Origin of the sequence: Neoaquamicrobium sediminum (assembly GCF_013240295.1) — a bacterium.
Lineage (GTDB): Bacteria > Pseudomonadota > Alphaproteobacteria > Rhizobiales > Rhizobiaceae > Aerobium > Aerobium sediminum.
The window spans coordinates 1,208,389-1,221,868 of the sequence record NZ_JABETK010000001.1 but is presented as its reverse complement, the minus strand read 5'-3'; the positions used below and the strand labels follow the sequence as shown (position 1 = coordinate 1,221,868).

Below are 13,480 nucleotides of genomic sequence, written 5' to 3'. Positions count from 1 at the left end.
CGCCGGCTCGGCGATTTCGCTGGCAATCCAGCGGATTTTACACTATATGCCCCGCAACATCCGCATTTGAGCGCATGTTCACCGGCCCCTGCTGGACGACATCCTGGCTGTGGGCGACCCGTTTCCTCCAACATATAAGGAAAAGCGCGATGTCGATTACCGCAGAGCGTAAGCAGGAATTGATGAGCGAGTTCGCGACCAAGAAGGGCGACACCGGTTCTCCGGAAGTCCAGGTGGCGGTTCTTTCAGAGCGCATCAAGAACCTGACCGAACACTTCAAGGATCACAAGAAGGACAACCATTCCCGTCGTGGTCTGCTTGCCCTCGTCTCACAGCGGCGCAGCCTGCTTGATTATCTCAAGCGCAAGGACGAAGCCCGTTATCAGACGCTGATCGAGAAGCTCGGCCTGCGCCGATAAGTCAGTTTGGCCGGCGGTTCCGCGAGGGTCCGCCGGCCTTTCACATGGGTGGCCCACATGCCGCCCGCCCGGCTCCGCAACGGACAAGGCAGTATGTCGGAGCCGCCCCAGGACAGGGTCATGGGGCAGGATTGCAGGGCGCTTTTGGCGGTTTCCGCCGCCCTCTTCAAAGCGAAGCGTCCCGTTGTCTTGCCCGTGGCTCGTCCTGCAACGAAGCAAGGGAACATTCTCCGTGCCGCAAGAGCTGGCGCGCCCCGTTCCCGTATTGAAGGACAAGACATGTTCAATCATCACAAAGTGGAAATCGAGTGGGGCGGTCGCCCCCTGATTCTGGAAACCGGCAAGATCGCGCGGCAGGCCGACGGCGCCGTGCTCGCCACCTACGGCGAAACGGTTGTGCTCGCCACGGTCGTTTCCGCCAAGGAGCCAAAGCCGGGCCTCGATTTCTTCCCGCTGACCGTCAACTACCAGGAAAAGACGTTCGCGGCCGGCAAGATCCCCGGCGGCTTCTTCAAGCGTGAAGGCCGTCCGAGCGAAAAGGAAACGCTGACGTCGCGCCTGATCGACCGGCCGATCCGCCCGCTCTTTGCCGAAGGCTACAAGAACGACACCCAGATCATCGTCACCGTTCTCCAGCACGACCTCGAGAACGATCCGGACATCCTCGCCATGGTCGCGACGTCGGCGGCGCTGACGCTCTCGGGCGTGCCGTTCATGGGCCCCATCGCGGCTGCCCGCGTCGGCTACATCGGTGGCGAATACGCGCTGAACCCGCACATCGACGAGATGCCGGAATCGAAGCTCGATCTGGTTGTGGCCGGCACGACCGATGCGGTCATGATGGTCGAATCCGAGGCCCATGAGCTCTCCGAGGAGATCATGCTCGGCGCCGTCATGTTCGGCCACAAGGCCTTCCAGCCGGTCATTGATGCGATCATCAAGCTGGCGGAAGTGGCTGCCAAGGACCCGCGCGACCACGTTGCGCCCGATCTCAAGGAACTCGAGCAGACCATGCTCGGCCTGATCGAGGACGAACTGCGCGCCGCCTACAAGAACACCGACAAGCAGGCCCGCTACGCCGCCGTCGACGCCGCCAAGGCGAAGGTGAAGGCAACGCTGCTGCCCGAGGGCGCTGACGACACTGCATGGACTGCCGAGCAGGTCGGTTCGGTGTTCAAGGAGCTCCAGGCCAAGATCGTGCGCTGGAATATCCTCGATACCGGTAGCCGTATCGACGGCCGGGATCTCAAGACCGTTCGCCCGATCGTTTCGGAAGTCGGCGTTCTGCCGCGCACACACGGCTCTGCCGTGTTCACCCGCGGCGAGACGCAGGCGGTTGTCGTCGCAACGCTCGGCACCGGCGAGGACGAGCAGTTCGTCGACGAACTGACCGGCACGCGCAAGGAAGCCTTCCTGCTGCACTACAACTTCCCGCCCTATTCGGTGGGTGAGACCGGCCGCATCGGCTCTCCGGGACGTCGTGAGATCGGCCACGGCAAGCTTGCTTGGCGCGCCATTCATCCGATGCTGCCGGCCGCCGAGCAGTTCCCGTACACGCTGCGCGTGGTTTCCGAGATCACCGAGTCCAACGGCTCGTCCTCGATGGCGACCGTCTGCGGCACCTCGCTGGCGCTGATGGATGCCGGCGTGCCGCTCCAGAAGCCGGTTGCCGGTATCGCCATGGGCCTGATCCTCGAAGGCGAGCGCTTTGCGGTTCTCTCCGACATTCTCGGTGACGAGGATCACCTCGGCGACATGGACTTCAAGGTTGCCGGCACCAGCGCCGGCATCACCTCGCTGCAGATGGACATCAAGATCGCCGGCATCACCGAGGAGATCATGAAAGTCGCGCTCGAGCAGGCCAAGGGCGGCCGCGAGCACATTCTCGGCGAGATGGGCAAGGCCCTGACCGGCGCCCGTTCGGAGCTCGGCGAGTTCGCGCCGCGCATCGAGGTGATGAACATTCCGACCGACAAGATCCGCGACGTGATCGGCTCCGGCGGCAAGGTGATCCGCGAGATCGTCGAAAAGACCGGTGCGAAGATCAACATCGAGGATGACGGCACGGTCAAGATCGCTTCGTCCAACGCCAAGGAGATCGAAGCGGCGAAGAAGTGGATCCACACCATCGTTGCCGAGCCGGAAGTCGGCGAGATCTACGAGGGTACGGTCGTCAAGACCGCCGACTTCGGCGCCTTCGTCAACTTCTTCGGCCCCAAGGACGGCCTCGTCCACATCTCGCAGCTCGCGCCGGAGCGCGTCCAGAAGACCACGGACGTCGTCAAGGAAGGCGACAAGGTTTGGGTCAAGCTGATGGGCTTCGACGAGCGCGGCAAGGTGCGGCTCTCCATGAAGGTCGTTGACCAGGAGACCGGTAAGGAACTTGCCAAGGACAAGAAGAAGGAAGACGCCGAAGAGGCCGACGCCTGATATCTGACTGACTGCTTTGAGGGGGGCGGGCGCAGCCGAAAGGCTTGCGCCCGTTTCTCTTGTAAGGACTGCCAACAATGAACGACGGAACGCTCAAGACCCTTTTTCATCCTTTCGATACGGGATTGCTGGAAGGGCCGGGTGCTGACGCCAGGGTTCTCTTTCTCAACGCAGATCCCGGCTTCGTCTTGCCGGCGGGATTCCTGAAAACGTCACGCTCCAACAGGATTTTCGCCCGACATTCCGTGTGCTTGAGGGCGGAACCCATACGGTGGTTCCGCAGCCCGACGGCGAAGGGTATGATCTCACCCTGGTCCTGACGGGGCGCCATCGCGGCCAGAACGAACTATGGGTCGCCGAGGCGCTGAAGCGTACGCGCGAAGGCGGTCGCATCGTCGTTGCAGGCGGCAAGACCGATGGTGCCGCAAGCCTGCGCAAGCGCCTCGCCGACCTGATGCCGATCGACGATCACGCATCGAAGAACCATGGCGTTGTCTTCTGGATGATGCGCTCGGAGTCGACCGATGCCGCCATTGAGGCGCTGGAGGCAGCCAACCCGCCCCTTCTGCTGGATGGCGGGTTTCTTACCGTGCCTGGCGTCTTTTCGCAGGAACACATCGATCCGGCCTCGAAACTGCTGGCCGAGAACCTGCCCGAAAATCTGGAAGGCGACGCAGCCGACTTCGGTGCCGGCTGGGGTTATCTGTCTGTCCAGTTGGCCGAGCGCGCGCCTGCCATCCGCACGATCGAGCTGTTCGAGGCAGGCTTTTCAGCCTGTGTCGCAGCCAAGGCCAATATGAACAACCTTGTGCGCAGCGTCGAAAGCCGGGTTCTCTGGTACGATCTGCTGGCCGAGCCCGTAGAGCGCAGATACGACGTCATCGTGATGAACCCGCCATTTCATCAGGGGCGCGCGGCGGAACCGTCTATTGGCGAGGGCATGATCAAGGCTGCCAGTGCTGCGCTGCGGCCGGGTGGCAGACTGTTCATGGTCGCCAACCGGCAGCTACCCTACGAAGCTGTGCTGGAAAGCGCTTTTGCCCGCCATGGCGAGACGGTGCGCGATACACGCTTCAAGGTGCTTTGGGCAGTGCGATGATCCCGCGCTACGCCGTTGCGACCCGTCGTGGAGGCTCAACATGGGTCTCGCGCACCTGCAATGGAGCCGGTTTGCCGAACAGATAGCCCTGGACGACTTCGCAGCCGGCGGCCTTGAGCAGCGTTGCCTGGTTTTCCGTCTCCACGCCCTCGGCGATCGTGCGCACGCCAAGCGCGCGCGACAGACCCACGATGGTTGAAACGACGGCGCCTGAATTGGCGTCCGTCTCGAGCCGGCGGACGAATGACTGGTCGATCTTCAGTTTCTTGAACGTGAAATCGATCAGATAGGAAAGATTGGAATACCCGGTGCCGAAATCGTCCACGGCTACCGAGATCCCCATTCTGGCGAGTTCCTCCAGAATGGTGGCGGCTCGCTCACGGTCCTGCATCATGGCCGTTTCCGTGACTTCCAGCTCTAATCGGTGCGGTTCGATGCCGGTTGCCTTGATGACGCCCCGCACCTGCGAGAGGAAGTCTTTCGTCATGAACTGGACGGTCGAGATGTTGACGGCCACGGAACACTCAGGCGGCATCAGGTGGGCGTCCGCGCATGCTTTGCGCAATACCCATTCACCGATAAGCGCGATCATTCCCGTTTCTTCGGCAATCGGCACGAACTCCTGCGGTGGGATCATGCCCCGCTCGGGGTGCCGCCAGCGCACAAGCGCCTCATAGCCGACGACCTTGCCGCTCAGCAGATCGTATTGCGGCTGGTAGTGGACGACGAAATCCCCACGCTCGAATGCGGTATGGAGTTCCGATTCGATCCACTGCCGGTATTCGGCGACGAGACCCATCTGCTGGTGGAAAACCGACCAGTTGCCGATGCCGCCCGCCCGCGCATGTTGCAGCGCCAGGTTCGAACGGCGCAGCAGGATCACCGGGTCCAGCCCGTCCTTGGGCATGGCGACGATACCGACCGACAGGTTCACCGATTGCAGGTGCGAGGGAAGCTGGTAGGGCTCCATGAGATTGTCGATGAGATATTCGACGAGCGTGTCGACGGAGCCCGTATCCGGTGTGTCGGGGATCAGAACCGCGAACTCGCCGGCGCCTATACGGCCGATTTCGGTGCCTTCGGGCAGGAGGTCCTTCAGCCGCTGGGCGAATACCCGGATAAGCTGGTCGCCGTGGCTGTAGCCGATCGATTCGTTGATCTGCTTGAACCGGTCGATGTCGATGTCGATCAGGAAAACCGGCTCGCCGGAGCGGATCGTCGCTGAAGCAGATTCGGCGATCTTGCCGATCATTGCCGTGCGGGCGTGCAGCCCGGTCAGCTTGTCGAGCTGCGTTTCCTTGTAGACATAGGCTGCGGATTCCTCGACGCCAGCGAAGAACGACATGACGGCAAGCGACGCGGCAAGCGCGCACAGCGTCGCAAGCATGGCGCTCAGCAGTTCAGCCGGTACACCGCCGATGTGCGGACCGAAGCCGAGCTTGATGCCCCACAGGCCGATTACGAAACTGCAGACGCCAGTAACCGCAATCGTCGCGAGGCGGAAGCCAAGGCTTCTTACCGGATTATGCATTTTGTCCATGCCAGAGTCCCCTGAACCCTGGCAGGATATATCTGTTATTCCTTAAGAACCGTTTCCGACGTTCATTAGAATTGGTTTTTCGTCGGTTGCGCTGTTTCAGCCTTCGTCGGTGCGCTTCAGTTCGTCCAGTGTCGGCATGGAAACGATGTGATATCCGGAATCCACATAATGGATTTCGCCAGTCACGCCGGAAGAAAGATCGGACAACAGGTAGAGAGCCGACCGGCCGACCTCCTCGTGCGACACGGTGCGGCGCAGCGGTGAATTGCGCTGCTGGTAGCCATACATCAGCCGCGCATCGGAGATGCCCGCACCTGCAAGCGTACGAACCGGACCGGCCGACAGGCCGTTGACGCGGATGCCGCGCGGGCCGAAATCGTTGGCCAGGTAGCGGACGCTGGCCTCGAGCCCTGCCTTGGCAACGCCCATGACGTTGTAATTCGGCATGACGCGCACCGAACCCGCATAGGTCAGCGTGATCATCGATCCGCCATTCGCCATAAGCGCCGCAGCACCTCGCGCCACCTCGGTGAAGGAGAAACAGGAAATCACCATCGTGCGGACGAAGTTTTCACGCGTGGTGTCGGCATAGAGCCCTTTGAGCTCGTTGCGGTCGGAAAAGCCGATCGCGTGGACGACGAAGTCCAGCGAGCCCCATTCGCTCTTCAGCGTGTCGAACACCGAGGCCACGCTCTCGCTGTCTTCGACATCACAGGAAAGCACCTGCTTTGCGCCAACCTGATCGGCAAGCGGCTTCACCCGGCGGCCGAAAGCTTCGCCCTGATAGGTGAAGGCCAGTTCCGCGCCATGGTCGGCAAGCTGCTTGGCGATGCCCCAGGCGATCGAGTGATCGTTGGCGACCCCCATCACGAGGCCGCGCTTGCCTTTCATCAGTCCGTCCATGCGTGTGGTCCCGTCAGCCCTGATGGCGCTGGAAGACCAGCGTCGCGTTTGTGCCTCCGAAGCCGAAGGAGTTGGAGAGCACGGTATCGATCTTGGCGTTGTCGATGCGCTTGCGCACTACCGGCATGCCTTCGAATTCGGGATCGAAATCCTCGATATGGGCGCTTTCGCCGATGAACCCGCCCTGCATCATCAGGATCGAGTAGATCGATTCCTGCACACCGGCCGCACCTAGCGAATGGCCCGTCAGCGACTTCGTCGAGGTAATGTTCGGCAGCTTGTCGCCGAAGACCTCGCGGATCGCGCCCATCTCGCGGGAATCGCCCACGGGCGTCGAGGTGCCGTGCGTGTTGATGTAGTCCACGTCCCCCTTCACGCTCGAAAGCGCCTGGCGCATGCAGCGAACCGCGCCTTCGCCTGAAGGCGCTACCATGTCGTAGCCGTCCGACGTCGCGCCGTACCCGACCACTTCGGCATAGATCTTGGCGCCACGCGCCTTGGCGTGCTCCAGTTCCTCGAGCACCAGAACGCCCGCGCCGCCGGCGATGACGAACCCGTCGCGGTTCAGGTCATAGGCGCGCGAAGCGACTTCCGGCCTGTCGTTGAACTTGGAAGACATCGCGCCCATGGCGTCGAACAGGTTCGACATCGTCCAGTCGAGATCCTCGTGGCCACCCGCGAAGACCATGTCCTGCTTGCCCCACTGGATCAGCTCGTAGGCGTTGCCGATGCAGTGTGCCGAGGTCGAGCAGGCCGACGAGATCGAGTAGTTCACGCCGTGGATCTTGAACCAGGTCGCCAGCGTTGCCGATGCGGTGGACGACATCGCCTTCGGCACGGCAAAGGGGCCGATCCGCTTCGGGCTACCGTTCTTTTCCGTGATCGCGGCAGCCTCGACGATCATGCGTGTCGAAGGTCCGCCCGAGCCCATGACGATGCCGGTGCGCTCGTTGGTGATGTCGCCTTCTTCGAGGCCCGCATCGGCAATCGCCTGTTCCATCGCGACGTGGTTCCACGCCCCGCCCTTGGACAGGAAGCGCATGGCGCGGCGGTCGACCAGTTCGGTCGGGTCGAGCGTCGGCGCCCCCAGACCTGGCACCTGAAGCCGTGCTCGGCGAAATCGTTGGAAAAGCTGATGCCGGATTTGGCGTCGCGAAGCGATGCCTGCACTTCGTCCGCATTGTTCCCGATCGAGGAAACGATGCCCAGGCCCGTTACGACTACACGTCTCATCTGACGCTCCCTGAATTCGATGTCGTTGGCCGACCGCTCATTCGGCTTCCTGCTTGGCAAGGCCGACGCGCAGATCGGTGGCCTTGTAGATGGGTTCGCCATCGGCCTTTAGCCAGCCGTCCGCAATGCCAAGCACCAGCCGGCCGCGCATCACGCGCTTGAAATCGACGCCGTACTCGACCTTCTTGACCGAAGGCGTGACCATGCCCTTGAACTTCACCTCGCCGGTCGAAAGGGCCATGCCCTTGCCCGGTTCGCCCAGCCAGCCCAGGAAAAAGCCCGTCATCTGCCACATGGCGTCGAGGCCGAGGCAGCCGGGCATCACCGGGTTCTGGATGAAGTGGCAGGGGAAGAACCAGAGGTCGCGGCGTATGTCGAGTTCAGCGCGGATATAGCCCTTGTCGAATTCGCCTCCGGTCTCGCTGATGTCGGTAATGCGGTCGAACATCAGCATCGGCGGGTAGGGAAGCTGGGCGTTGCCCGGCCCGAACAGCTCGCCGCGTGCGCAGGCAAGCAGATCTTCGTAATCGTAGCTCGATTTCTGTTCGACCATAGTCCTCCGTCCCTTCGCCGTCCGGGCTCTGTCACTGCCTGTTAGGGCCATCCCCTATCACAGACTGTTTCGGACAGGAAACCACCGACGCGCTCTATCTTGCGCATCATCGAGGGTCAATGTGCCGCTATTGATCGCATTTCTGCGACCGAATATATATTGACAACATTGCCGTATGGAGAAATGCCCGAATCGGGTCCGCGGCGTCGATCAGGGAAGCAAATCGGCTTGATGGAAACTGACTGCAATCAACCCGCCGAAGTCGAGACGCGCGTCCGCGATGCCGGATTGCGGCCGACGCGGCAGCGCATTGCTCTGGCCGAGTTGCTGTTTGCCAAGGGAGACAGGCACCTTTCGGCCGAGGAGCTGCACGAGGAAGCCCTCGTTGCGGGCGTGGCCGTGTCGCTGGCGACGGTCTACAATACGCTCCACCAGTTCACGGATGCCGGCCTCCTGCGCATTCTGGCCGTCGAAGGGTCAAAGACCTATTTCGACACCAACACGTCGGACCATCATCACTTCTTCATCGAGGGCGAAAACCGCGTGATGGACATCGAGACCGGCCCGGTTTCGGTCCACAACCTCCCGGAACCTCCGGAAGGCATGGAAATCGCCAATGTCGACATCGTCGTGCGCCTGAGGCCAAAGGCGCGGTAGTTGTTTTCGGGTGCGTCCTTAGAGGCTCGCCCGGCGGTTGCAATATCATACATTGCAAGGGATTGCGGGCTCGCACCTCAGGATGAGGTAGGTCGTGCCCAGCCGAAAATGCCATAGCCTTCCAGAACCGGCGCCCGATGGCCACGACCTTCCTCATCCTGAGGTGCGAGCCACGTGTCTCGGTGTAAGGCTAGAGAAAGGTCTTGGCGGGCGAGCCTCGAAGGACGCACCCACTTCACACACGAGCGGTGCCAAGCAGCGAAACCTTAGTCCTTGTAGGTCTCGCCTGGATAGGCGCCCCAGATCTGGGTCTGGCTGATCCAGCCGCGATGGCCGGAAAATTCCATCTCGCACCACTGCCCGTTACAGGTCTTGAGCGTGCCGATCACGCCGGGCTCCAGCTTGGCGACGATGCGCGACGTCGTGTCCGGATCGGTGCGCAGCAGCAGTTCGGTATCCTCGCCGCGCTGCCAGGGTGCTGCCACCGCCGTGCGCCGGCCCGACAGCAGCGACTGGTTGATCCAGCCTTCCGCGCCATCCGCATCGCGTACACGCCGCCAGTTGTCGTACTCCTGAATGATCTCCATCGGTACGCCCGATTTCAGATAGAGCCAGTCCACCGGATAGTTGATGCCGGGCCCGATGCGCAGGTTCACACGGTTTGATTTGAGGCTGACGAAGCGCGGCAGCGGTAATCCGCTGGGGCCGACCGCCGCAGTTTGTGCGGCCGCCTGTCCCAGGGGCACAGTCACGGAGACGGTAGCCAGCGAAACCAGTGCCAGCGTGCTGCACAGAAGCGCACGAAACACGATGCGTGAAGACATGACCTTACCCACGATACCCAAGTCTGCTCGGGTGCGGCGGCATTGCCACCGGCCCTTTTTCTTTGTCATCGGCAGGGCGGCTTGATACACAGGATCGAGAACCGCGACCGGGCCGACGCCATTCCCAAGTGTCGCCAATCTTGGTTAAAGAGGTCTCAACAAGACCCGGATTCGAGGAACTGATGGCCGGCAGGAAAAAGCCTCTCGTCGTGATCAGCCGCAAGCTGCCGGATGCGATCGAGACCCGCATGCGGGAGCTTTTCGACGCACGGCTGAATGTTGAGGACCGGCCGCTGACCCAGCCGGAGCTTGTCGCTGCGGTCAAGGAAGCCGACGTGCTCGTGCCGACCGTCACCGATCGAATCGATGCCTCGCTGATCGCTCAGGCCGGCGAGAACCTCAAGCTGATCGCCAATTTCGGCAACGGCGTGGACAATATCGATGTAGCCGCCGCCGCTGCCAAAGGCATCATGGTCACCAACACGCCCAACGTGCTCACCGAGGACACGGCGGACATGACGATGGCGCTCATGCTGGCCGTGCCGCGCCGCCTCACCGAAGGTGCGGCGATGCTGACCGATGACGGCAAATGGGCCGGCTGGTCGCCGACCTGGATGCTCGGCCGTCGCATCTGGGGCAAGCGGCTCGGCATCGTCGGCATGGGCCGCATCGGCACGGCCGTCGCCCGCCGCGCCAAGGCGTTCGGCCTCTCGATCCACTATCATAATCGCCACCGGGTGGCGCCTGCCACCGAGGATGCGCTGGAAGCGACCTATTGGGACAGCCTGGACCAGATGCTTGCCCGCATGGATATCATCTCGGTCAACTGCCCCTCGACGCCGGGAACCTTTCATCTGCTTTCGGCGCGGCGGCTCGCGCTGCTGCAGCCGACCGCTTACGTGGTCAACACGGCACGCGGCGACATCATCGACGAGGATGCGCTGGTCACGATGCTCGAGACCGGCAAGCTGGCCGGTGCGGGCCTCGACGTGTTCGAGCATGAGCCGGCGGTCAATCCCAAGCTCGTCCGCCTCGCCGCCAAGGGCAAGGTCGTGATTCTCCCTCACATGGGATCGGCCACCATCGAGGGCCGCATCGATATGGGCGAGAAGGTGATTATCAACATCCGCACCTTCTTCGACGGCCACCGCCCCCGGACCGAGTGCTGCCGTCTCGGGTGTAGGCGGTAGGTGCGTCCTTCGAGGCTCGCTCCGCTCGCACCTCAGGATGAGGAAGGTTGGCTCTAGTGCCGACCATGTTGTGGGCTCGATCTCCAACATTCTTCCGGATGAGGAACGTTGAGCATCGAGTGCGCTGCTCTGTGGGGCCGACAAACCACCTCCCTCATCCTGAGGTGCGAGCGGAGCGAGCCTCGAAGGACGCACTGTAAGACCGCTACCGCTAGGCTTTCACCGCAACCATGCCGTCCCCGCCGACGCTCACGCTCTTACCCGCGAAAGCCGCAAACGCGGTCCTGTCCAGCCTGACAGCCATAGGCACGTGCAGGCCCATCTCCTTGGCCACGACAAGCCCAAGCAGCAGGATTGCGTCCGGCTCGTGAAGAACGAGCGCGGCCGGGGCCTTGCCGGCGCTGACGAGTTCCAGAAGGACCGCGGATGCCGACGAAGAGCCGATCGTGCCCGGCAGGAAAAGCACCGTTCCGGCAATGGATCGGCCGTGCTGGGGATGGCGCACATCGGCGATCCTGCCGGATTTGGGGTCGACGCCGCCCCAGAAGCTGATCGGCGCCGAAAGCACGAGGCCCTCGCCAGTACCGCTGGCACCTTCGACAAGCACATCGCCCTTCACGACAGGGACCCCGTCCACTGCGGCCTCCCCGAAACGGCGCTTTCGACGCATTCGGCAAGCGATCCGTAAAGCACCGAATAGCCAGTGTTGCCGGGCGCGTAATGCGCGAACTTGCCCGAATTGGTCATCAGCACGCCGTCGGCAAGTGCCGGCATGATCGGGGTAACGACGACGCATGTGTCGGCCACGAGGATAACGCCGGTTTTCTCCAGCGCGGTACGCCGATCCGGCCCGAGCGACGCCAGCACGTGGCGCCCGGTGCAGGCATAGATTGGCACCGCAAGCCTGCGGCCGCCCACCAGACGCTCTAGCCTTACCAGTTCCTCGCTGGAAAGGTGCGGGCTGCCGATTGCCACGGCGTCGATCCTGTCCGGCCGTTCGGCGGTCGAAAGACGCGCCCGCGCGTGGGCGACCATCCCGATGTCGACCCGGATCACCTCAGCCGGTTCGGCATGGTCCAGCGCGGTCTCCAAATCGGCCGCCTCAGGCGTGACGCCGGCGATGTGGAACAGGCCTACCGCACCGGTCGAAGCCGCCGCCGCGCCGAACGCCTTGAGCGCGTCTTCGTCGGGACTGCCACCCATGCCGGCGACGACGCCGATGGCGTCGCCCACTTCACGTCCGTAGAGACTGCCGAGGATCGGCCACGCGAAATCGGCCTCCACGAAATCCGATGGCAGACCGGAAACGTCGAAAACAACGGTCGCTTTTCGGTTCTCCGGCCTGTGCAGACCATAGTCGGGCGCGCGGCCGGCGATGGCGCAGGCAATGTCGAGGAAGTCGCCGTAGCGGTTGGTGCGCGCGCCGAGCACGGAGTTGCAGAAGACGACCGCGTTGGATTCGCCCCATGCCACATCCGTGCCGCGTGCCGGCCGGTGGCCCGCCTGATAGGGCGCGCAGGTCCATGTCGGCTCGCACCCCAGCGTGCGGTACGCCGACATCATCCGGGCTGCCATTGACCGTGCCGGTTCCTCAAGCCGGACGCGCGCGCAGCCGGTCAGATCGAGCGCGCCGACGTTGAGCGTTGCCCGCACGGAAACCCTGGCGCCACCCTCGACCAGCCTTTCGGCAAACAGCGTGCCGGAATCGCCATGATAAAGCGCCCCATCGATATGCGCGGACGCTATCGGGATCAGCCGCGGCGCGCCCATCAGTCGCGCAGCCTCCGCGACGATCCGCATCGCCATGGCGGCTCCGTCGGTGCCCGCCGCAATGTGGCGTTCTATATCCGTAAGCAATGGCTAACCTTTTGCGCGGTAGCGAACCGTGTCGAAATTCGCGCCTAGCCCGTCATACATCAACAGCCGGCCGACCAGCGGTTCGCCGATGCCTGTGATGAGCTTGATGGCTTCCATCGCCTGCAGCGTGCCGATGACGCCCACAAGTGCGCCGAGCACACCCGCCTCGGCGCAGGAAGGCACGAGGTCGCGCGGCGGCGGCTCGGGGAAAAGGTCGCGGTAGGACGGGTTGCGTCGTCCGTCCGCTCCGGTCTCGTAGGGTTTGAGAACTGTGATAGACCCGTCGAAGCGCCCGACCGCTCCGGTCACCAGCGGCCGCTCAGCTTCGGCGCAGGCGTCCGCGATCGCATAGCGCGTGTCGAAATTGTCGGTCCCGTCGATGACGAGGTCATAGACGGAAACCAGTTCCGCGACATTCTCCGCCGTCAGGCGCAGCCTGTGCTGCTCGACGGTCACGTGCGGGTTGATGCGGGTGATGGTCGCCGCTGCGCTTTCGGTTTTAGGTAAGTCAACGCTTACGGTATCGTGGATCACCTGCCGTTGCAGGTTCGACAATGACACGAGATCATCGTCGACGATGCCGAGCGTCCCCACGCCCGCAGCCGCCAGATAGTGCAGCACCGGCGCGCCCAGCCCGCCTGCGCCGACGACCAGCACCCGCGCGCGCTTGAGCTTCTGCTGGCCCGGGCCGCCGACTTCCGGCAGCACGATATGGCGCGCGTAGCGCTCCAGTTCCTCGGGCGAAAGCGGTGGTGTCGCGGGCGTGTCCATGGCA

Annotated in this window: 10 protein-coding genes and 3 pseudogenes; 5 read left to right on the top strand and 8 right to left on the bottom strand. The window is 63.0% G+C overall.

Translation table 11 applies throughout. The annotated features are described in order from the left end of the window. Positions 1–149: 149 nt before the first annotated feature. The 3 genes and pseudogenes from rpsO to HK436_RS05790 all read left to right on the top strand — a co-directional run bounded on the left by rpsO (position 150) and on the right by HK436_RS05790 (position 3,948). Positions 150–419 carry a 30S ribosomal protein S15 gene (gene rpsO, locus HK436_RS05800; RefSeq protein WP_173188017.1) on the top strand — a complete coding sequence of 90 codons (270 nt, stop codon included), beginning with the start codon at positions 150–152 and terminating at the stop codon, positions 417–419. A gap of 279 nt (positions 420–698) precedes the next feature. Then, positions 699–2,849 carry a polyribonucleotide nucleotidyltransferase gene (pnp, locus tag HK436_RS05795; protein ID WP_173188015.1) on the top strand — a complete coding sequence of 717 codons (2,151 nt, stop codon included), beginning with the start codon at positions 699–701 and terminating at the stop codon, positions 2,847–2,849. 77 nt (positions 2,850–2,926) lie between these two features. Continuing rightward, positions 2,927–3,948: pseudogene (locus HK436_RS05790) on the top strand (class I SAM-dependent methyltransferase). A 7-nt stretch (positions 3,949–3,955) separates the two neighbouring features. On the opposite strand, the gene HK436_RS05785 reads toward HK436_RS05790, so the two are convergent. From HK436_RS05785 to fabA, 4 genes and pseudogenes are all read right to left on the bottom strand, one after another. Next, positions 3,956–5,488, bottom strand: coding sequence for a putative bifunctional diguanylate cyclase/phosphodiesterase (locus tag HK436_RS05785; protein WP_173188013.1), 1,533 nt, complete (start codon positions 5,486–5,488; stop codon positions 3,956–3,958). A 96-nt stretch (positions 5,489–5,584) separates the two neighbouring features. Continuing rightward, complete coding sequence (gene fabI / locus HK436_RS05780; protein ID WP_173188011.1) at positions 5,585–6,391, bottom strand: enoyl-ACP reductase FabI; 807 nt, start codon at positions 6,389–6,391, stop codon at positions 5,585–5,587. A 13-nt stretch (positions 6,392–6,404) separates the two neighbouring features. Beyond that, positions 6,405–7,624, bottom strand: a pseudogene (gene fabB / locus HK436_RS05775) (beta-ketoacyl-ACP synthase I). A gap of 37 nt (positions 7,625–7,661) precedes the next feature. Next, complete coding sequence (gene fabA / locus HK436_RS05770) at positions 7,662–8,177, bottom strand: 3-hydroxyacyl-[acyl-carrier-protein] dehydratase FabA (protein ID WP_173188009.1); 516 nt, start codon at positions 8,175–8,177, stop codon at positions 7,662–7,664. A gap of 231 nt (positions 8,178–8,408) precedes the next feature. Between fabA and irrA the strand changes: the two genes are divergently transcribed. Beyond that, the gene (gene irrA / locus HK436_RS05765) at positions 8,409–8,834 is read left to right on the top strand and encodes an iron response transcriptional regulator IrrA (protein WP_173188007.1); all 426 of its coding nucleotides are present in this window, start codon (positions 8,409–8,411) and stop codon (positions 8,832–8,834) included. Between the two features lie 266 nt (positions 8,835–9,100). Here the strand turns inward: irrA and HK436_RS05760 are convergent, their stop codons facing one another. Further along, the gene (locus HK436_RS05760) at positions 9,101–9,658 is read right to left on the bottom strand and encodes an SH3 domain-containing protein (protein WP_173188005.1); all 558 of its coding nucleotides are present in this window, start codon (positions 9,656–9,658) and stop codon (positions 9,101–9,103) included. Between the two features lie 182 nt (positions 9,659–9,840). On the opposite strand from HK436_RS05760, the pseudogene HK436_RS05755 reads away from it, so the two are divergent. After that, a pseudogene (locus tag HK436_RS05755) lies at positions 9,841–10,841 on the top strand (2-hydroxyacid dehydrogenase). A 218-nt stretch (positions 10,842–11,059) separates the two neighbouring features. Here the strand turns inward: HK436_RS05755 and HK436_RS05750 are convergent. Genes HK436_RS05750 through HK436_RS05740 form a run of 3 tightly spaced genes read right to left on the bottom strand, consistent with a single transcriptional unit; the run spans position 11,060 to position 13,476 of the window. Next, positions 11,060–11,485 (bottom strand): aconitase X swivel domain-containing protein, encoded by a 426-nt coding sequence (locus HK436_RS05750; protein ID WP_376769131.1) that lies wholly within the window; start codon positions 11,483–11,485, stop codon positions 11,060–11,062. Further along, positions 11,464–12,705 carry an aconitase X gene (locus HK436_RS05745; protein WP_173188001.1) on the bottom strand — a complete coding sequence of 414 codons (1,242 nt, stop codon included), beginning with the start codon at positions 12,703–12,705 and terminating at the stop codon, positions 11,464–11,466. Before HK436_RS05745 ends, HK436_RS05750 begins: the two co-directional genes overlap by 22 nt. 3 nt (positions 12,706–12,708) lie before the next feature. Then, a complete protein-coding gene (locus HK436_RS05740; protein WP_173187999.1) occupies positions 12,709–13,476 on the bottom strand; it encodes a molybdopterin-synthase adenylyltransferase MoeB in 768 nt (255 codons plus the stop codon). Positions 13,477–13,480 lie beyond the last annotated feature (4 nt).

Excerpts from the sequence above, each read along its gene's own strand:
- fabA (WP_173188009.1), bottom strand. The coding sequence starts at position 8,177 with ATGGTCGAACAGAAATCGAGCTACGATTACGAAGATCTGCTTGCCTGC.
- pnp (WP_173188015.1), top strand. The coding sequence starts at position 699 with ATGTTCAATCATCACAAAGTGGAAATCGAGTGGGGCGGTCGCCCCCTG.
- irrA (WP_173188007.1), top strand. The coding sequence starts at position 8,409 with ATGGAAACTGACTGCAATCAACCCGCCGAAGTCGAGACGCGCGTCCGC.
- fabI (WP_173188011.1), bottom strand. The coding sequence starts at position 6,391 with ATGGACGGACTGATGAAAGGCAAGCGCGGCCTCGTGATGGGGGTCGCC.
- HK436_RS05740 (WP_173187999.1), bottom strand. The coding sequence starts at position 13,476 with ATGGACACGCCCGCGACACCACCGCTTTCGCCCGAGGAACTGGAGCGC.
- rpsO (WP_173188017.1), top strand. The coding sequence starts at position 150 with ATGTCGATTACCGCAGAGCGTAAGCAGGAATTGATGAGCGAGTTCGCG.
- HK436_RS05785 (WP_173188013.1), bottom strand. The coding sequence starts at position 5,488 with ATGGACAAAATGCATAATCCGGTAAGAAGCCTTGGCTTCCGCCTCGCG.
- HK436_RS05760 (WP_173188005.1), bottom strand. The coding sequence starts at position 9,658 with ATGTCTTCACGCATCGTGTTTCGTGCGCTTCTGTGCAGCACGCTGGCA.